The sequence below is a fragment of the Micromonospora sp. URMC 107 genome (assembly GCF_051386315.1).
In the GTDB taxonomy this organism is placed as follows: Bacteria; Actinomycetota; Actinomycetes; order Mycobacteriales; family Micromonosporaceae; genus Micromonospora.
On sequence record NZ_JBPQTK010000109.1, the window covers coordinates 1 to 21,195 of the forward strand.

Annotated in this window: 3 protein-coding genes; all 3 read left to right on the forward strand. The window is 75.9% G+C overall.

Translation table 11 applies throughout. The features are described from left to right. On the forward strand, positions 1-778 hold a 778-nt coding region (locus tag ACSNN9_RS21890; protein ID WP_436675145.1), incomplete at its 5' end, for a phosphopantetheine-binding protein. Between the two features lie 220 nt (positions 779-998). Then, positions 999-1,859 (forward strand): metallophosphoesterase family protein, encoded by an 861-nt coding sequence (locus ACSNN9_RS21895; protein WP_436675146.1) that lies wholly within the window; start codon positions 999-1,001, stop codon positions 1,857-1,859. Between the two features lie 325 nt (positions 1,860-2,184). Then, a partial coding sequence (locus ACSNN9_RS21900; protein ID WP_436675147.1) for an SDR family NAD(P)-dependent oxidoreductase occupies positions 2,185-21,195 on the forward strand: 19,011 nt, incomplete at its 3' end.

Sequence of the window (21,195 nt, forward strand, 5' to 3'; positions counted from 1 at the left end):
GGCTGAGGCGGGTATGGCGGTGGGGGTTGCGGGGGAGCAGTTGAGTCGGCGTGGTTTGCCGGGGATGGCGCCGGAGTTGGCGGTGGTGGCGTTGCAGCGGGCGTTGGATGGTGATGAGGGTCAGGTGGTGGTGGCGGATGTGCGGTGGGATCGGTTCGTGCCGTCGTTCACGGCGTTGCGTCCGTCTCGCCTGTTCACCGACATCCCCGAGGCACAGCCCGGGCCGGACGCGGAGGCGCCGAAGGGCGAGGACCGCGGCGCGGCGTCGGCGCTGCGTGAGCGGCTGGCCGCCGCCTCCGGGCCGGAGCGCGACCGCATCCTGCTCGAGCTGGTACGCGGCACCGCCGCAGCGGTGCTGGGGCACGCCACGCCCAGCGTGATCAGGCCCGGCCGGGGCTTCCTCGAACTGGGCTTCGACTCGCTCACCGCCGTCGAGCTGCGCAACCGGCTGACCGCCGAAACGGGTCTCGCACTGCCCGCGACCCTCGTCTTCGACCACCCGACGCCGGCCGCGCTCGCCGGTCACCTGCGGGCCGAGTTGGCCCCCGAGCAGCCGGCGTTGCCGATCGTGGCGGAGATCGAACGCCTCGACAAGCTCCTCGGCGGGCTGCCGGACGACCAGGTCGACGACGCGGTCGTCGGCCGGCTGGAGGAGCTGGTGGCCAGGTGGCGGGGACGACCCGCCGCCGCACCGGCGCCGGCCGTGGCGGAGGAGCTGGAGTCAGCGAGTCGGGAGGAGCTCTTCGACATTATCCAGCGGGAGTTCGGCAAGTCCTGACCGGACGGTGGGGTGCCCTGCCGGCGCGGGTACGCCGTGCCGTGGTCGACGTCGGCCACGGCACGGCCGCCTAGGGGTGCGCGCAGCCCGTCTAGGGGTGTGCCTGTGTGGGCCCGGCTCCGTAGGGTCGGAGCCCGTCAGGCCGTCTCGCCCTGCCCACCGGCAGCCGAGCGGTGCGGATGTGGGTGCGTGCGGTACCCCGGATGGACGGGAGGTCCGCATGGCCGGATCCGGCCTGCCTCAGTTGCTCGCCATCAGTGACCTGCACGTGGTCCACGCGGAGAACAAGGCCATCGTCGAACGGCTGCGGCCGGAGCGCGAGGGCGACTGGCTCATCGTCGCCGGTGACGTCGGCGAGTTCGTCGCCGACATCGAGTGGGCGCTCGGACTGCTCAGCCGCCGGTTCGCCAAGGTGATCTGGGCCCCCGGCAACCACGAGCTCTGGACCCCCCGCGAGGACCCGATCCAGCTGCGGGGGGACGGGCGCTACCAGCACCTGGTGGAACTCTGCCGCGGGCTCGGGGTGGTCACCCCCGAGGACCCGTACCCCGTCTGGGATCCGCAGGGCGACGACCCGGTCCTCATCGCGCCGCTGTTCCTGCTCTACGACTACAGCTTCCGCCCAGCCGGGACGTACACCAAGGAGCAGGCCCTGGCGCGGGCGCACGAGGTCGGCGTGGTCTGCACCGACGAGATCCTGCTGCATCCGGACCCGTACCCGACCCGGGACGCCTGGTGCCGGGCGCGGCTGGCCCTGACCGAGCGCCGGCTCACGACGGAACGCGGCGGGCTGCCCACCGTCCTGGTCAACCACTTCCCGCTCGTCCGCGAACCCACCCGGATCCTGCGGTATCCGGAGTTCGCGCAGTGGTGCGGCACCGAGGCCACCGCCGACTGGCACGTCCGGTTCGACGCCCGCGTCGCCGTCTACGGCCACCTGCACATCCCGCGCACCACCTGGTACGACGGGGTCCGGTTCGAGGAGGTCTCGGTGGGCTACCCACGGGAGTGGCGTCGCCGCTCGACGCCCCCGGGACGACTGCGCCGCATCCTGCCCGCGGTCGCCGGACAGCCCGCCTGAGCGGCCGTCGCGATGCTGGTCACGGCTCCCTCGCCGGCCCGTCGCGACGGCCCTCGCGGGCCGGCCGATCAGGGGTTCTCTAGGGGTTGGGCGCGCGATGGGCGCTCAGTACCGTCCAGTCACGGTGGCGGGCATGTGTCGGCGGGACGGTCCGGCGTGGCGGGCGCCTGAGCAGGCACGACAACCGGAATTCGGAACAGGTGTCGGGTTCATGAGCCGAACGGCCATGTCTCCACCCACCTGTGCACGAAGCCGTTCCGTCGGCGGTGGTGTGGTCAACGAATCGGCAGATTCCGATCGATAGCAAGCTCTGGGCGGGTGGGTCATGGCGGACGAAGACAAGCTCCTCGAACACCTGAAGTGGGTGACCTCCGAGCTCCGCCTGGCGCGTCGGCGCCTGACCGAGCTGGAGAACGAGGACGCCGAGCCGATCGCGATCGTCGGCATGGCCTGCCGGTTCCCCGGCGGGGTCGCCTCGCCGGAGGACCTCTGGGACCTGGTCGCGGGCGGTGTGGACGCCACCGGCACGTTCCCCGACGACCGGGGCTGGGACCTCGACGGGCTCTACGACCCCGACCCGGACCATCCCGGCACCACCTACAGCAACCGGGGCGGTTTCCTGCGTGACGCCGGCCTGTTCGACCCGAGCCTGTTCGGGATCTCGCCGCGCGAGGCGCTGGCCATGGACCCGCAGCAGCGGCTCCTGCTCGAAGTGACCTGGGAGGTCTTCGAGCGGGCCGGCATCGACGCCACGTCGGTGCGGGGCAGCCGGACCGGGGTGTTCGTCGGCACCGCGGGGCAGGACTACACGTCGGTGCTGCGGCAACTGCCCGAGGGCACGGAGGGCTACGTCCTCACCGGCACGGCCGCGAGCGTCATGTCCGGCCGGCTGGCGTACTCCTTCGGGCTGGAGGGGCCGGCCGTCACGATCGACACCGCCTGCTCCTCCTCGCTGGTCGCCCTGCACCTCGCCGGTCAGGCCCTGCGCGACGGCGAGTGCTCCCTCGCCGTGGCCGGCGGCGTGACCGTGCTGGCCACGCCCGGCGCCTTCGTCGAGTTCTCCCGCCAGCGAGGGCTCGCCTCCGACGGCCGGTGCAAGGCCTTCTCGGCCGACGCCGACGGGACCGGCTGGTCCGAGGGCGTCGCCATGCTGCTCGTCGAGAAGCTCTCCGACGCCCGGCGCAACGGTCACCCCGTCTTGGCGGTGATCCGGGGCAGCGCCGTGAACCAGGACGGCGCCAGCAGCGGCCTGACCGCCCCCAACGGTCCCTCGCAGCAGCGGGTCATCCGGCAGGCGCTGGAGAACGCCAAGCTCAGCCCGTCCGACATCGACGCGGTCGAGGCGCACGGCACGGGCACCCGGCTCGGCGACCCGATCGAGGCGCAGGCGCTGCTGGCCACGTACGGCCAGGGGCGGCCGGCCGACCGGCCGCTGTGGCTGGGGTCGCTGAAGTCGAACATCGGTCACCCGCAGGCCGCCGCCGGCGCCGGCGGCGTCATCAAGATGGTGATGGCGATGCGGCACGGCGTGCTGCCGCCCACCCTGCACGTCGACCAGCCGTCCCCGCACATCGACTGGTCGACGGGCGCCGTGTCCCTGCTGGACGAGGCGCGCCCGTGGACGGGCGGCGAGCACGTCCGCCGGGCCGCCGTGTCGTCCTTCGGCATGAGCGGCACGAACGCCCACCTGATCCTGGAGCAGGCGCCGACTCCCGACCAGGCCGCCGACGAGGTCACCCCGGCCCGCCGGCCCGCCGTCGCGCCGGTGCTGCTCTCCGCCGCGCACCCCGCGGCGTTGTCCGCGCAGGCCGGCCGGTGGGCCCGCTGGCTGGGCGACGACGAGGAGCCGCGCCCGCTCGACGTGGCCTGGTCGTCGGTGGTGTCCCGGTCGACGCTCGACCGGCGCGCGGTGCTGCTCGCCGAGGACCGGGCGGGCCTGCTGGCCGGCCTGGAGTCCCTGGCGGCGGGCGAGCCGTCGGGCACGGTGGTCACGGGCCAGGCCGGGGACCGGGGTCCGCTGGCGGTGCTCTTCTCCGGCCAGGGCGCGCAGCGCGCCGGCATGGGCCGGGAGCTGTACGCCGAGTTCCCCGTCTTCGCCGCCGCCCTCGACGAGGCGTGCGGACACCTGGACCGGGTGCTGCCGCGCCCGCTCAAGGAGGTGCTGTTCGCGCCGGAGGGTTCCGCCGAGGCGGAGCTGCTGGACCAGACCGCGTTCACCCAGGCCGGGCTGTTCGCCGTCGAGGTGGCGCTGTTCCGCCTCGTCGAGTCGTTCGGCGTGGTGCCGGACTTCGTGGGCGGGCACTCGATCGGCGAGATCGCCGCCGCGCACGTGGCCGGGGTGCTGTCCCTCCAGGACGCCTGCCTGCTCGTGGCCGCGCGGGGCCGGCTGATGCAGTCGCTGCCCGACGGCGGCGGGATGCTCGCCGTGGCCGCCGACGAGGCCGCGGTGGTCGGGTCCATCGCCGGGCTGACCGACCGGGTCGGCGTCGCGGCGGTCAACGGCCCGACCTCGGTCGTGGTGTCCGGCGCCGTCGAGGCCCTGGACGAGGTGGAGCGGCTCTGGCGGGACCGGGGTGTGCGTACCCGCCGGTTGACCGTCAGTCACGCGTTCCACAGCCCGCTGATGGAGCCGGTGCTCGAGCGGTTCCGCGGCATCGTCGAGCGGTTGACCTTCGCCGCGCCCACGCTGCCGATCGTGTCGAACCTGACCGGGGCGCTCGCCGACGCCGACGAGATCCGCACCCCGGAGTACTGGGTGCGGCACGTCCGTGAGGCCGTGCGCTACGCCGACGGGATCGCCGCCCTGCGCGACGCCGGTGTCGACACGTTCCTGGAGGTCGGTCCCCGCAGCGTGCTGACCGCGATGACGGCGGACGTCCTGCCCGACGACGACGTGCTGACCGTCGCCACCCAGCGCCGGGACCGGCCGGAGGCCCAGGCGCTCCTGGCCGCGCTGGCCGAGCTGCACGTGCACGGGGTGCCGCTGAGCTGGCAGCCGTGGTTCGCCGACACCGGTGCCCGGCGGGTGGACCTGCCCACGTACGCCTTCCAGCGGGAGCGGTTCTGGCCCGAGGTGGTGCCGTGGCGGGTCGGCGACGTGTCGGGCGCCGGCCTGGGCGTGGCGGGGCACCCGCTGCTCGGTGCGGCGGTGCGGCTCGCCGGCGACGACGAGGTGGTGCTGACCGGCCGGCTGTCGGCGTCGACGCACCCGTGGCTGGCGGACCACGTGGTCGGCGGTGCCGTGGTGGTGCCGGGCACCGCGCTGGTGGAGCTGGCGGTGCGCGCCGGCGACGAGGTGGGCGCGTCGCGGGTGCGGGAGCTGACCGTGGCGACGCCGCTGGTGCTGCCGGAGTCCGGTGCGGTACGCGTGCAGGTGCGGGTCGGCGCTGCCGACGGCTCCTCCACCCGGTCGGTCTCCGTGTACTCCCAGCCCGAGGACGACGACGCCGAGTGGGTGCGGCACGCCGACGGCGTGCTCGAACCGGTGTCGGCCGACGAGCCGGGCGTCGGGGCGTGGCCCCCGGCGGGCGCGACCGAGGTGGACCTGACCGGCTGGTATCCGGCGCTGGCGGAGCACGGCCTGTCGTACGGGCCGGTGTTCCAGGGCGTGCGGCGGGCCTGGACCGCCGACGGCGAGGCGTTCGCCGAGGTGGCGTTGCCGGACGGGGCGGCCGGGGACGCGACCGCGTTCGGGGTGCACCCGGCGCTGCTGGACGCCGCGCTGCACCCGGTGGCGCTGCTGCTGGCGGCGGAGGCGGCGAGCGGGCCGCGCGTGCCGTTCGCGTTCGAGGGTGTGCAGGTGCACGCCTCGGGAGCCAGGACGCTGCGGGTGCGGTTGACCCGGGACGGCTCCGGGGTGCGGTTGGTCGCCTGCGACGCGTCGGGCGCGCCGGTGGTGTCGGTGGACTCCCTGGTGCTGCGGGAGATGACCGCGACGGCGACCCGGGGCGCCGCCGCCCGGTCGCTGTTCGACGTGGCCTGGCAGGCCGACCAGATCGTCGGAGTCGACGACCTGCCGGGGTGGGCGACGCTGGGCCGGCAGGCTCCGGCCGCGCTGCCCGAGCTGCCGGTCTTCGCGGACGTGGCGGCGCTGGCGGCGAGCGGGGCCGCGCCCCGGCAGGTGCTGCTGACGGTGCCGGCCGGCGAGCCCGGCGTCGCCGTGCCGGAGGCCGTGCGGTCGGTCACCAACGGTGTCCTGGACGTGCTGCGGTCCTGGCTCGCCGCCGAGCCGCTGGCGGACACGAAGCTCGTGGTGGTGACCCGGGGCGCGGTGACCGCCGGGGACGACGACCAGGTCACCGACCTGGCCGCCGCGGCGGTCTGGGGCCTGCTGCGGTCGGCGCAGTCGGAGCACCCGGGGCGGATCGTCCTGGCCGACGTCGAGGGCGAGCTGACCCCCGCGACCCTCGCCGTGCTGGCCGGGGCCGCGGTCGACCCGTCGGTCTCCGGCGGGCAGCTCGCGGTGCGGGGCGAGCGGACCTTCGCGCCGAGGCTGGTACGGCCGGTGGGCGACGAGCTGACGCCGCCGTCCGGGCCGTGGCACCTCGCCGCCGTGGCACCCGGCACCCTGGACGGGATCGAGCTGGTCCGTGCCGTGCCCCGGGCGCTGGACGCGGGCCAGGTGCGCATCGCCGTGCGCGCGGCGGGGGTGAACTTCCGCGACGTGTTGATCGCGTTGGGGATGTACCCGGATCCGGCGGCCGTGATGGGCAGCGAGGGCGCGGGCGTCGTGGTCGAGGTCGGCCCCGGCGTGACCGACCTGGCGCCCGGCGACCGGGTGATGGGCATGTTCGAACTCGGGTTCAGCCCGCAGGCGGTCGCCCACCGGGAGCGCATCGCCAAGATGCCCGCCGGCTGGACCTTCACCCAGGCGGCGTCCGTCCCCCTGGTCTTCCTGACCGCGTACTACGCGCTGCGCGACCTGGCCGGCCTGCGGGCCGGCGAGTCGGTGCTGATCCACAACGGTGCCGGCGGCGTCGGCATGGCCGCCATCCAGCTCGCGCACCACCTCGGCGCCACCGTCCACGCGACGGCGAGCCCCGGCAAGTGGGGCGTGCTGCGTGGCCTCGGGGTGGCCGAGCAGCGGATCGCGTCGTCGCGGACCACGGAGTTCGAGCAGGTCTTCGGCGCGGCCACCGGTGGCGCCGGGGTGGACGTGGTGCTGGACGCGTTGGCTGGTGAGTTCGTCGACGCGTCGCTGCGGCTGCTGCCGCGGGGCGGCCGGTTCGTGGAGATGGGCAAGGCCGACCTGCGCGACCCGGAGGCGGTCGCCGCCGACCACCCGGGCGTGGCGTACCGGGCGTTCGACCTGAACGAGGCGGGCAGCACCCGGATCGGCGAGATGCTCGCCGAGGTGCTCGCCCTCTTCGCGCAGGGCGCGCTGCGGCCGCTGCCCGTACGGGCGTGGGACGTGCGGCAGGCCCGGCAGGCGCTGCGGCACGTCAGCCAGGCCCGCCATGTCGGCAAGGTGGTGCTCCGCATCCCCGCGCCCCTCGACCCCGAGGGCACCGTGCTGGTCACCGGCGCGGCCGGGACCCTGGCCGGCGTGGTCGCGCGACACCTGGTCGCCACCGGCCAGGCCCGCCACCTGCTGCTGGCCTCCCGACGCGAACCCGGCCGGCCCGGCGCCGACGACTACGCCACCCTGGTCCGGGAACTGACCGACGCGGGCGCCGACGTCACCGCCGTGACGGCCGACGTCAGCGATCCCGCGCAGGTCACCGCGTTGATCGCCGGGATCGACCCGGCGCACCCGTTGACCGCGGTGGTGCACACCGCCGGGATGATCGCCGACGCGACCATCGGCTCGCTGGACGAGCGGGCCCTGCGTACGGTGATGGCGCCGAAGGTGGACGCCGGCTGGGCGTTGCACGAGGCCACCCGGCACCTGGACCTCGCCGCGTTCGTGCTGTTCTCCTCCGTCGCGGCCACCCTCGGCTCCCCGGGACAGGGCAACTACGCGGCCGCCAACGCGTTCCTCGACGCCCTCGCCGAGCACCGCCGGCAGCAGGGGCTGCCCGCCACCAGCATCGCCTGGGGCATGTGGGCCACCGCCAGCGCGATGACCGCCCACCTCGACGGCGACGACCAGCAGCGGCTGCGGCGGGTCGGGATGAGCGGTCTCTCCGCGGCCGAGGGCGCCGAACTTTTCGACGCCGCCCTGCCGGCGGTCCCGCCGGTCGTCGTCGCGGCCCGACTCCAGGTCACCGGCGAGGCGAGCCACGTACCGCCGCTGCTGCGGCACCTGCTGCGCGGCGGACGGCGTCGCGCGGCCACCGACCAGCCGACCGCCGGGACGTCGTGGCGCGACCGGCTCGCCGGTCTGTCCGAGGCGGACGCCCGCCAGGCGCTGGTCGACCTCGTCTGCGGGCAGGCCGCCACGGTGCTGGGTCACGCCTCGGCGCAGGCGGTCCCCGCCGCCCGGGCCTTCAAGGATCTCGGGTTCGACTCGCTGACCTCGGTGGAACTGCGCAACCGGCTGGGCGCCGCGACCGGGCTGCGGCTCTCCGCCACGCTGGCCTTCGACCACCCCACCCCGGCCCGGCTGGCCGACCACCTGTTCGCGCAGCTCGGCCCGTCCACCGGCGCCGGCCCCACGGTCCGTACGGTCGTCACCGCCGACGCCGACGAGCCGATCGCCATCATCGGCATGGCCTGCCGCTACCCTGGCGGTGTCGCCACCCCCGAGCAACTGTGGCAGCTCGTCACCTCCGGTGCCGACGCGATCGGCGAGTTCCCGACCGACCGTGGTTGGGACCTCGACCGGCTGTACGGCACGGACGGCGACCAGGCGGGCGGCACCGTCACCGACCAGGGCGGCTTCCTCTACGACGCGGCCGACTTCGACGCCGGCTTCTTCAACATCAGCCCCCGCGAGGCCCTCGCCATGGACCCGCAGCAGCGGCTGCTGCTGGAGACCGCCTGGGAGAGCTTCGAGTACGCCCGCATCGACCCCACCGCACTCAGCGGCACCGCCACCGGTGTCTTCATCGGCGCCGCCTCCTCCGGCTACGCCACCAGCGGACGCGACGACCTGGACGGCCTCGAGGGGCACCTGCTGACCGGCACGGCGGGCAGCGTCGCCTCCGGGCGGGTCGCCTACACGTTCGGCCTCGAAGGCCCGGCCGTCACCGTCGACACCGCCTGCTCCTCGTCGCTGGTGGCGCTGCACCTCGCCGCCCAGGCGCTGCGCGGCGGCGAGTGCGACATGGCCCTGGCCGGCGGGGTGGCGCTGATGGCGCAGCCCGGCATGTTCTCCGAGTTCTCCCGGCAGGGTGGGCTGGCCCCGGACGGGCGGTGCAAGGCGTTCGCCGCCGGCGCCGACGGCACCGGCTGGTCCGAGGGCGTGGGGATGCTGCTGGTGGAGCGCCTGTCCGACGCCCGGCGCAACGGACACCGGGTGCTCGCCGTGGTGCGGGGCTCCGCGGTCAACCAGGACGGCGCGTCCAACGGGCTGACCGCCCCGAACGGCCCGTCGCAACAGCGGGTGATCCGGCAGGCCCTGGAGAACGCGCGGCTGACCCCGGCGGACGTGGACGCCGTCGAGGCGCACGGCACCGGCACCGTCCTCGGCGACCCGATCGAGGCGCAGGCGGTGCTGGCCACCTACGGGCAGGACCGCGACGGCGGGGAACCGCTCTGGCTCGGCTCGATCAAGTCGAACATCGGTCACGCGCAGGCGGCGGCCGGTGTGGCCGGCGTGATCAAGATGGTGCTGGCGATGCGGCACGGCGTGCTGCCACCGACCCTGCACGTGGACGAGCCGTCGCCCCACGTCGACTGGAGCGCCGGGGCGGTCGCCCTGCTCACCGACGCGCGGCCGTGGCCGGCGGTCGAGCGGCCGCGCCGGGCGGCGGTGTCGTCGTTCGGCATCAGCGGCACCAACGCGCACACCATCATCGAGCAGGCGCCCGACGAGCCGGCCCCGGTGACGCCCCCGCCGGCGGGAGACCTTCCCGGCCTGGTCGGGCCCGCCGCCGTACCCCTGCTCGTGTCCGGCCGGAGCCCCCGCGCGCTCGGTGCGCAGGCCGCCCGCCTCGCCGAGCGGCTCGCCGCCGACGCCGACCTCGACCCGCGCGACCTCGGGTTCTCCCTGGCCGCCCAGCGGGCCCACCACCCGTACCGCGCGGTCGTCGTGGCCGCCGACCGGGACGACGCGGTCACCCGACTGGCCGCCCTCGCCTCCGCCGACAGCTCGCCGGCCGGCGTGGACGCCGCGCCGAAGGTCGTCTTCGTCTTCCCGGGCCAGGGCTCCCAGTGGACGGGGATGGCGCTGGACCTGCTGGAGACCTCGCCGGTCTTCCGGCAGCACATGGGGGAGTGCGCCGAGGAGCTGTCCCGGCTGGTGGACTGGTCCCTCGAGGACGTGCTCCGGCAGGCGCCCGGTGCGCCGCCCCTGGACCGGGTGGACGTGGTCCAGCCCGTGCTCTTCTCCGTCATGGTGTCCCTCGCGCAGCTCTGGCGCTCGTGCGGCATCGAACCGGCCGCCGTCGTCGGGCACTCGCAGGGGGAGCTCGCCGCCGCCTGCGTCGCCGGCGCGCTGACCCTCGCCGACGCGGCGCGGCTCGTCGTGGCGCGCAGCCGCGGCCTGCTGGCGATCGCCGGCCGGGGCGGCATGGTCTCCGTCCCGCTCCCGGCCGCCGACACCGAGCAGCTCATCGCGCCGTGGCGGGGCAGCCTCTCCGTCGGCGCCCTCAACGGCGCCGCCGTGACCGTGGTGGCCGGCGACTCGTCGTCGGTCGCCGAGCTGCTCGCGCACTGCGCCGAGCGCGGCATCCGCGCCCGGCAGGTCGCCGTCGACTTCGCGGCCCACAGCGGCCACGTCGACGCGATCCGCGACGACGTGACCGCCGGGTTCGGCACCGTCGACCCGCGGTCCACGACGGTGGCCTTCCACTCCACCGTCACCGGCGAGCTGATCGACACCGCCGAGCTCGACGCGGACTACTGGTACCGCAACCTGCGCGAACCCGTCCGGCTCGCGCCGGTCGTGGACCGGCTGATCGAGCAGGGCTTCCGGGCCTTCGTCGAGGTCAGCCCGCACCCCGTGCTCAAGGTGGCCGTCCAGGACGCGCTCGACAGGGCCGCCGGCGCCGGCGTGGTGGTGGGCTCGCTGCGCCGCGACGAGAACGGGCCGCGCCAGCTGCTGGCCAACCTCGGCGACCTGCACGTCGCCGGGGTGCCCGTCGACTGGGCGGGCGTGTTCGCCGGCTCCGGCGCCGCCCCGGTCGACCTGCCCACGTACGCCTTCCAGCGGGAGCGGTTCTGGCCGGCGGTCGACCGGTCCGCGACCGGCGACGTGTCGGGCGCGGGGCTGGGCGCGGCCGGGCACGGGCTGCTCGGCGCGGCGGTGCGCCTCGCCGGTGACGACGAGGTCGTGCTGACCGGCCGGCTGTCGGCGTCGACGCATCCGTGGCTGGCGGACCACGTGGTCGGCGGCGCGCTGGTGCTGCCGGGCACCGCCCTGGTCGAGCTCGCGGTCAGGGCCGGCGACGAGGTCGGCGTCTCCCGGGTCCGGGAGCTGACCGTCGCCGCGCCGCTGGTGCTGCCGAACTCGGGCGCGGTCCGCGTGCAGGTGCGCGTCGGCGCGGCCGACGGCTCCGGCGCCCGGCCCGTGGCGGTGCACTCGCAGCCCGACGGCGACCCCGAGGACGCGTGGACGCGGCACGCCGACGGCCTGCTGGAGGAGGCCGCCGACGAGCCGACGGTGGGCCCCTGGCCGCCCACCGGGGGCACCGAGGTGGACCTCGCCGGCTGGTACCCGGCGCTGGCGGAGCGCGGCCTGGCCTACGGGCCGGCGTTCCGGGGCCTGCGGCGGCTGTGGACCGCCGGCGACGAGGCGTACGCCGAGGTCACCCTGCCGGACGAGGCGGCCGCCGACGCCGCCAGCTTCGCCGTGCACCCGGCACTGCTGGACGCCGCGCTGCACCCCGTCGGGCTGCTGCTGACCGAGCGGTCCGGCGGACCGCGCGTGCCCTTCGCGTTCGAGGGCGTGCAGGTGCACGCGTCCGGCGCCAGGACGCTGCGGGTGCGGTTGACCCGGTCGGGCTCGCGCGTGCGGCTGGTGGCCGGCGACGAGTCCGGCGCGCCGGTGGTCTCCGTCGAGTCGCTCGCCCTGCGGGAGATGACCGACGCCTCCGGCGCCGAGGCCGCGGAGCGGTCGCTGTTCGAGGTGACGTGGCAGACCGAGCCGGTCACCCCGGCGCGGGACGTCTCCGGCTGGGCGCTGCTCGGCGACGGGAACGCGCCGGCGGGCCTGGCCACGCCGGTCTTCCCGACCGTCGACGAGTTGACCGCGGCGGTCTCGGCCGGCTCGGCCGAGGCGCCCCGCGCGCTGGTCCTCCCGGTGCGCGCCGGCACGCCGGAGGGCGACCTGCCTGACCTCGTCCGTACGGTCACCGCCCGGGTCCTGGCCGTGGTGCGGTCCTGGCTGGACAGCGCGGCCCTGGCCGACACGACCCTGGTGGTGCTGACCCGCGGCGCCGTGGCCGCCACCCCGGCCGACGCGCTGCGGGACCTGCCCGGCGCGGCGGTCTGGGGCCTGCTGCGCTCCGCGCAGTCCGAACACCCGGGGCGGATCGTCCTCGCCGACGTCGACGGCGAACTCACCCCGGCCACCCTCGCCGTGCTGGCCGCTGTGGCCGAGGACCCGTCGGCCACCGGCGGTCAGGTGGCCGTACGCGGCGACGAGGTGCGCACCCCCCGCCTGGGCCGGCCCGCCGGCACGGCCGCCGAGGAACTCGTCCCGCCGGCCGGGCTGTGGCGGGTCGGGGCGGTCAGCCCCGGCACCCTGGACGGCATCGGCATGGTGCCCGCCACGGCCGTCGCCCTGGACGCGGGCCAGGTGCGCATCGCCGTGCGCGCGGCCGGGGTCAACTTCCGGGACGTGCTGATCGGCCTCGGGATGTACCCCGATCCGACGGCCGTGATGGGCAGCGAGGGCGCGGGCGTCGTGGTCGAGGTCGGCCCCGGCGTGACCGACCTGGCGCCCGGCGACCGGGTGCTCGGCATGTTCGAGCCCGCCTTCGCTCCCGAGGTGATCGCCACCCGCGACCTCGTCGCGAAGATCCCCGCCGGCTGGTCCTTCGCGCAGGCCGCCTCCGTGCCGGTGGTCTTCCTGACCGCGTACTACGCGCTGCGCGACCTCGCCGACCTGCGGGCCGGCGAGTCGGTGCTGATCCACAACGGCGCCGGCGGCGTCGGCATGGCCGCCATCCAGCTCGCCCGGCACTGGGGCGCGACGGTGTACGCCACCGCCAGCCCTGGCAAGTGGGGCGTGCTGCGCGGCCTGGGAGTGGCCGACGAGCGGATCGCCTCGTCGCGGACCACCGAGTTCGAGCAGACCTTCGGCGCGGCCAGCGGCGGCGCCGGGATGGACGTGGTGCTGGACGCGTTGGCCGGCGAGTTCGTCGACGCGTCGCTGCGGCTGCTGCCCCGCGGCGGCCGGTTCGTGGAGATGGGCAAGGCCGACCTGCGCGACCCCGACGTGGTCGCCGCCCGGCACCCGGGCGTGACCTACCGCGCGTTCGACCTGAACGAGGCCGGACACCGGCGCATCGGCGAGATGCTCACCGAGGTGCTCGCCCTCTTCGCGCAGGGCGCGCTGCGGCCGCTGCCCGTACGGGCGTGGGACGTGCGGCAGGCCCGGCAGGCGCTGCGGCACATCAGCCAGGCCCGGCACATCGGCAAGGTCGTCCTGCGGGTGCCCGCGCCCGCCGACCCGGACGGCACCGTGCTGATCACCGGCGCCGGCGGCACCCTCGCCGGCGTGTTCGCCCGGCACCTCGTCACCACCGGCCAGGCGCGGCACCTGCTGCTGGCCTCCCGACGCGGCCCCGAGCAGTACCGGGACCTGGTCGAGGAGCTGACCCGCGCGGGCGCCCGGGTCACCGTCGGCACCGCCGACGTGGCCGACCCCGCGCAGGTGACCCGGCTGCTGGAACTGGTGGAGCCGGCGCACCCGCTGACCGCGGTGGTCCACACCGCCGGGGTGATCGCCGACGCGACCATCGGCTCGCTCGACGCGCCGGCCCTGCACGCCGTGCTGACGCCGAAGGTGGACGCCGGCTGGGCGCTGCACGAGGCCACCCGCCACCTGGACCTGGCCGCGTTCGTGCTGTTCTCCTCCGTGGCGGCCACCCTCGGCTCCCCGGGGCAGGCCAACTACGCGGCCGCCAACGCGTTCCTCGACGCCCTCGCCCGGCACCGCCGGGAGCAGGGCCTGCCCGCCACCAGCCTCGCCTGGGGCCTCTGGGCCACCAGCAGCGCCATGACCGCGCACCTGGGCGGCACCGAACACCGCAAGGCGATCCGCGCCACCAGCGCTCCGCTGACCGACCGGCAGGGCGTGGCGCTCTTCGAGCTGGCGCGGCAGCGCGGCAACGCGCACCTCGTCCTCATGAACCTGCCGCCGGCGGCGTCGCGGCCGACCGGCCAGCCCGTACCCAGCCTGCTGCGTGACGTGGTCCGGGCCACCGGCCCGGCCCGGCGCGCGGTGGGCCGCGGCCTGGCGGACACCGCCTCGGTGCGGGACCGGCTGGCGCTGCTCAGCCCGGCGGAGCGGCGCGGGCACCTGCTCGACCTGGTGTCCACCAGCGTGGCGGCCGTGCTCGGGCACCGCTCGGCCGACGGCGTCGACGCCCAGCGCGCCTTCAAGGAACTGGGCTTCGACTCGCTCACCTCGGTGGAGCTGCGCAACCGGCTCTCCGCCGCGACCGGGCTGCGGCTGCCCGCGACCGTGGCGTTCGACTACCCCACCCCGGTGGTGCTCGCCGAGTTCCTCGACGAGGAACTCGGCGGCGCGGCCGCCGTGGACCGGCCCGCCGCGGTCGGCACCGCCGCCGCCCTCGACGAGCCGATCGCCATCATCGGCATGGCCTGCCGGTTCCCGGGCGACGTGCAGACCCCCGAGCAGCTCTGGGACGTGGTCACCGCCGGCGCCGACGTCATCTCGCCCTTCCCCACCGACCGGGGCTGGAACCTCGACGACCTGCGCGCGGGCGGCGAGGACGACGCCTCCGTACCGCGCCAGGGCGGCTTCCTGCACGACGCCGCGCAGTTCGACGCCGCCTTCTTCGGGATCTCCCCCCGGGAGGCCCTCGCGATGGACCCGCAGCAGCGGCTGCTGCTGGAGACGTCCTGGGAGGCCTTCGAACGGGCCGGGATCGACCCCCACTCGGCGCGGGGCAGCAGCACCGGCGTCTACGTCGGGCTCATCTACCACGACTACGCCTCCCAGGCCGCGGGCACCGACGACGAACTGGGCGGCCACGTCGGCAACGGCAGCGCCGGCAGCGTCGCCTCCGGCCGGATCTCGTACCTGTTCGGCCTCGAGGGTCCCGCCGTCACCGTCGACACCGCCTGCTCGTCGTCGCTGGTGGCGCTGCACCTGGCCACCCAGGCGCTGCGGCAGGACGAGTGCCGGCTCGCGCTCGCCGGCGGGGTGAGCGTCATGTCCACCCCCGGCATGCTCACCGAGTTCTCCCGGCAACGCGGCCTGTCGCCCGACGGGCGGTGCAAGGCGTTCGGCGCGGGCGCCGACGGCACCGGCTTCGCCGAGGGCGTCGGCATGCTCCTGCTGGAGCGCCTCTCCGACGCGCAGCGCAACGGCCACCGCGTCCTCGCCGTCGTCCGCGGCAGCGCGGTGAACCAGGACGGCGCCAGCAGCGGCCTGACCGCGCCGAACGGCCCCGCCCAGCAGCGGGTGATCCGGCAGGCACTCGCCAACGCCCGGCTCGCCACGACCGACGTGGACGCCGTCGAGGCGCACGGCACCGGCACCGCCCTGGGCGACCCGATCGAGGCGCAGGCGCTGCTGGCCACGTACGGGCAGGGCCGGCCGCAGGACCGGCCGCTGTGGCTGGGGTCGGTCAAGTCCAACATCGGCCACGCCCAGGCGGCGGCCGGCGTCGCCGGCGTGATCAAGATGGTGCTGGCGATGCGGCACGGCATGCTGCCGCCGACCCTGCACGCCGAGAAGCCGTCCCCGCACATCGACTGGACGACCGGGTCGGTCGCCCTGCTCACCGAGGCGCGGCCGTGGCCCGCCGCGGACCGGCCGCGCCGCGCTGCGGTGTCGTCGTTCGGCATCAGCGGCACCAACGCGCACACCATCATCGAGCAGGCCCCGGAGCCCGCCCCGGCGCAGCACGCACCGCCCGCCACGACCGTCCCGGGCGACCTCGTCGCCTGCGTCCTCTCGGCCCGCGACGACGCCGCCCTGCGCGCACAGGCGCACCGGCTGCGGACCCTGGTCGACGACGAGCCGGACCTCACCGTCGCCGACCTCGGCCGGGCGCTCGCCACCGGCCGGAGCGTCTTCGAGCACCGCGCGGTGCTGCTGCCCGGCGACCGCGCCGGACTGCTCACCGCCCTTGCCGCGCTGGCCGACGACGAGCCCTCGGCCGCCGTCGTGCGGGGGGTGGCCCGGACCGGACGGACCGCCGTCCTCTTCTCGGGTCAGGGCGCGCAGCGCGCCGGCATGGGTCGCGAGCTGTACGCGGCCTTCCCGGTCTTCGCCGCCGCCCTGGACGAGGTGTGCGGGCACCTGGATCCGCTGCTGCCGCGTGCGCTGCGCGAGGTGCTGTTCGCCGAGGCGGGCACGGCCGAGGCGGAGCTGCTGGACCAGACGGTGTTCACCCAGGCGGGCCTGTTCGCCGTCGAGGTGGCCCTGTTCCGGCTGGTCGAGTCGTTCGGTGTCGCGCCGGACCTGGTGGCCGGGCACTCCATCGGCGAGGTGGCCGCCGCCCACGTCGCCGGCCTGTTCAGCCTGGCCGACGCGTGCGCGCTGGTCGCCGCGCGCGGGCGGCTCATGCAGGCGCTGCCCGCCGGCGGCGGCATGCTCGCCGTGGCCGCCGCCGAGGACGCGGTGGCCGAGTCGATCGCGGGCCTGACCGACCGGGTCGGCGTCGCGGCGGTGAACGCCCCGAACGCCGTGGTGGTCTCCGGGGACGTCGAGGCGCTCGACGAGGTCGAGCGGGTCTGGCGGGAGCGGGGCGCGCGTACCCGCCGGCTGACCGTCAGCCACGCGTTCCACAGCCCGCTCATGGAGCCGATGCTGGCCGAGTTCCGGCAGGTGCTCGACGGGCTGACGTTCCACTGGCCCGTCCTGCCGATCGTGTCCAACCTGACCGGCCAGGTCGCCGACCCCGACGAGATCGGCACCCCCGACTACTGGGTCCGGCACGTCCGGGAGACGGTCCGGTTCGCCGACGGGGTCGCGAGCCTCCGCGAGCGCAACGTCCGTACGTTCCTCGAACTCGGTCCCGACGCGGTGCTCGCCGGCATGGTGGGCGCCTGCCTGCCGGACGACGACGCCGCGCCGTCGGCGGCGGTCGTGGCGACGCTGCGCCCCGGCCGGCCCGAACCGGTGTCGCTGGTCCACGCGCTGGCGGAGCTGCACGTGCACGGCGTGCCGTTCACCTGGACCGCCCTCCTGCCGGCCGCGACCCGCCCGGTCGACCTGCCGACGTACCCGTTCCAGCGGCAGCGCTTCTGGCCGGCCGTGGGCCGGCTGCGGGCCGGTGACGTCAGCGGCGCCGGCCTCGCCGTGGCGGGGCACGGGCTGCTCGGCGCGGCGGTGGACCTGGCCGGCGACGACGAGGTCGTGCTGACCGGCCGGATCTCCCTGAGCACACACCCCTGGCTGGCCGACCACGTGGTCTCCGGCGTGACGCTGGTCCCGGGTACGGCGCTGGTGGAGCTGGCCGTGCGCGCCGGCGACGAGGTGGGCCTGCCCCGGCTGCGCGACCTGACGGTGCTGGTGCCGCTGGTGCTGCCCGAGTCCGGCGCCGTGCGGATCCAAGTGCGGGTCTCCGCGTCGGAGTCGCCGCAGCGCCCCGTCGCCGTCTACTCCCGCCCGGACGACGACCCCGAGGCGGGCTGGACCCGCCACGCGGAGGGCGTGCTGGAACCGGCGACGGCGGACGAGCCGAGGACGGCCGCCTGGCCGCCGGCCGGCGCCGCCGAGGTGGACCTGGCGGGCTGGTACCCGGCGCTGCTCGGGCACGGCCTGGCATACGGGCCGGTGTTCCAGGGGCTGCGTCGAGTGTGGACCGCCGAGGAGGACGTGTACGCCGAGGTGGCGCTGCCGGACGACGCGGCGGCGGAGGCCGCCCGGTTCGGGGTGCACCCGGCGCTGCTGGACGCCGCTCTGCACCCGATCGGGCTGCTGCCCGGCACGGAGGAGTCGAGCGGGCCGCGGGTGCCGTTCGCCTTCGAGGGTGTGCAGGTGCACGCCTCGGGGGCGGGGCTGCTGCGGGTGCGGTTGACCCGCAACGGCTCCGGGGTGCGGCTGGTCGCCTGCGACGAGGCGGGCGCGCCGGTGGTGTCGGTGGACTCCCTCGTCCTGCGGGAGCTGACGGGCGTGGCCGCCGCGAGCGCGGCGTCCCGTTCGCTGTTCGAGGTGGCCTGGCAGGCCGAGGAGGCCGAGGCGGTCGACGACGCCTCCGGCTGGGCGGTGCTGGGCGGGCCGGCCCTGCCGGGCGTCCCCGGCGGTCCCTCCGCCGAGACGATCAGGCAGCTGCGGGCCGCGATCGACGCCGGCATCACGCCGCCGCGCCTGCTGCTGTTCACGCCGGCCGCATCGAACGCCGACGACGCCGACCCGGCGGAGGCCGTACGCACGGTGACCTCCGACGTGCTGGGCCTGGTGCAGGCGTGGCTGGCCGCCGATGCGCTGGCGGACTCGAAGCTCGTGGTGGTGACCCGGGGCGCCGTGGCCGTCCGCGACGAGGACCGGGTGACCGACCTGGCGGCCGCGGCCGTGTGGGGCCTGCTGCGCGCGGCGCAGTCCGAGCACCCGGGCCGCATCGTCCTGGCCGACGTCGACGACGCGATGAACCCCGGCGTGCTGGGCATCCTGGCCCGCTTCGCCGCGGACCCGGCCGGCGGCCAGCTGGTCGTCCGCTCCGGCGCGGTGTTCGTGCCGCGCCTGGTGCGCGCGGTCGCCCCGGCGCCGGCGGACGCTCCCGTGGTCGGTGACGGCGCGGTGCTGGTGACCGGCGGTACGGGTGCACTCGGGGCGCTGGTGGCGGAGCATCTGGTGTCGGTGCACGGCGTGCGCTCACTCGTGCTCGTGTCGCGGCGTGGCCCGGAGGCCGCGGGTGCCGGTGAGTTGTCGGAGCGGCTGTCCGCGCTGGGCGCGTCGGTGCGGGTGGTGGCCTGTGACGTGACGGACCGGGACCAGGTGTTCGGGCTGGTCGGCGAGATCGCTGCCGCAGGTCGCCTGGCGGGTGTGGTGCACACCGCGGGTGTCCTGGACGACGGCGTGATCGAGCGGGTCACCGACGAGCGTCTTTCCGGGGTGTTGGCGCCGAAGGTGTCGGCGGGCTGGCTGCTGCACGAGGCGACGGCGTCCCTGGACCCGGACTTGTTCGTCATGTTCTCGTCGGTGGCGGGTGTGCTCGGTTCGCCGGGTCAGTCGGCGTACGCGGCGGGTAACGCGTTCCTGGACGGGTTGGCGGTGTACCGGCGGCAGCTCGGTCTGCCGGCGGTGAGCCTGGCGTGGGGCATGTGGGACACCGCCGGCATGGCCGCGTCCATCGGCGGCAACGACCGGGCCCGGACGGCGCGCGCCGGACTCCGGCCGATGAACGCCCGCACCGGGCTGGAACTCTTCGACGCTGCGGTGGGGGCCGAGCGGGCGGTGCTGGTGCCGGCCGTGATCGACGTACCCGCGCTGCGGGCGGCGGCCGCCGGCGCGGTCGTACCGCCGATGCTGCGCAACCTGGTCGACGTGGCGACGACCCGCCGCCGCGCCGGACAGGGCGCCGGCGGCTGGGCCGACCGGCTCGCCGGCCTCAGCGCCGAGGACGGCCTCGCGCAGGTCGACCAGCTGATCCGGGGCCTGGTCGCGCAGGTGCTCGGGCACGGCGGCGCGGAGGCGGTGCCGGCCGACCGGGCGTTCAAGGACCTGGGCTTCGACTCGCTGACCGCCGTCGAGCTGCGCAACCGGGTGAACGGCGCGACCGGCCTGCGCCTCACCTCGACCCTGGTGTTCGACTACCCGTCCCCGCAGGTCCTGGCGGCCCACGTGTACGCGGAACTCGCCGGCACCCGGCCCGGCGCGGTCGCTGCCGACGAGGCGGCGGCCGGCGACGCCGACGAGGCGATCGCGATCGTCGGCATGGCCTGCCGCTACCCCGGCGGGGTGGAGTCTCCCGACGAGCTGTGGAAGCTGGTCAGCACCGGCGGGGAGGGCATCGGGGAGTTCCCGGCCGACCGGGGCTGGGACCTGGAGTCGCTGTACGACCCGGACCCCGACCACGCCGGCACCTCGTACACCCGCCACGGCGGCTTCCTGTACGGCGCGGCGGAGTTCGACCCCGGCTTCTTCGGCATCTCGCCGCGCGAGGCCCTGGCGATGGACCCGCAGCACCGGCTGCTGCTCGAGGCGTCCTGGGAGACGTTCGAGTCGGCGGGCCTGGACCCGACCGGCCTGCGAGGCAGCCGGACCGGTGTGTTCGCGGGCGTCATCTACCACGACTACTCGACGCGGCTCATGGAGACGCCCGAGGTCGAGGGCTACATCGGCACCGGCAACTCGGGCAGCGTGCTGTCGGGCCGGGTGGCGTACACGTTCGGCCTCGAAGGGCCGGCGGTGACCGTCGACACGGCGTGCTCGTCCAGCCTGGTGGCGCTGCACCTCGCGGTGCAGGCGCTGCGCAGCGGTGAGTGCGACCTGGCGTTGGCCGGCGGTGTGACGGTGATGGCGACGCCGGGCACGTTCGTGGAGTTCTCGCGCCAGCGGGGCCTCTCGGCCGACGGCCGGTGCCGGTCGTTCGCGGCGTCCGCCGACGGCACGGGCTGGTCCGAGGGCGTCGGCGTGCTGCTGGTGCAGCGCCTCTCCGACGCGCGGCGCGAGGGCCGGCGCATCCTGGCCGTGGTACGCGGCAGCGCCGTGAACCAGGACGGCGCGTCGAACGGCCTGACGGCGCCGAACGGTCCGTCGCAGCAACGGGTGATCCGCCAGGCCCTCGCGTCGGCGCGGCTCTCCGCCGCCGACGTCGACGTGGTCGAGGCGCACGGCACCGGAACGACGCTGGGCGACCCGATCGAGGCGCAGGCCGTGCTGGCCACCTACGGGCAGGACCGGCAGGGCCGGGAGCCGCTGTGGCTCGGTTCCATCAAGTCGAACATCGGGCACGCCCAGGCCGCGGCCGGCGTCGCCGGCGTGATCAAGATGATCATGGCGATGCGGCACGGCCTGGTCCCGCCGACCCTGCACGTGGACGAGCCGTCCCCGCACATCGACTGGACCTCCGGGGCGGTGGCCCTCGCCACCGAGCCCACCCCGTGGCCGCAGGTGGACCGGCCGCGTCGGGCGGCGGTGTCGTCG

Excerpts from the sequence above, each read along its gene's own strand:
- ACSNN9_RS21895 (WP_436675146.1), top strand. The coding sequence starts at position 999 with ATGGCCGGATCCGGCCTGCCTCAGTTGCTCGCCATCAGTGACCTGCAC.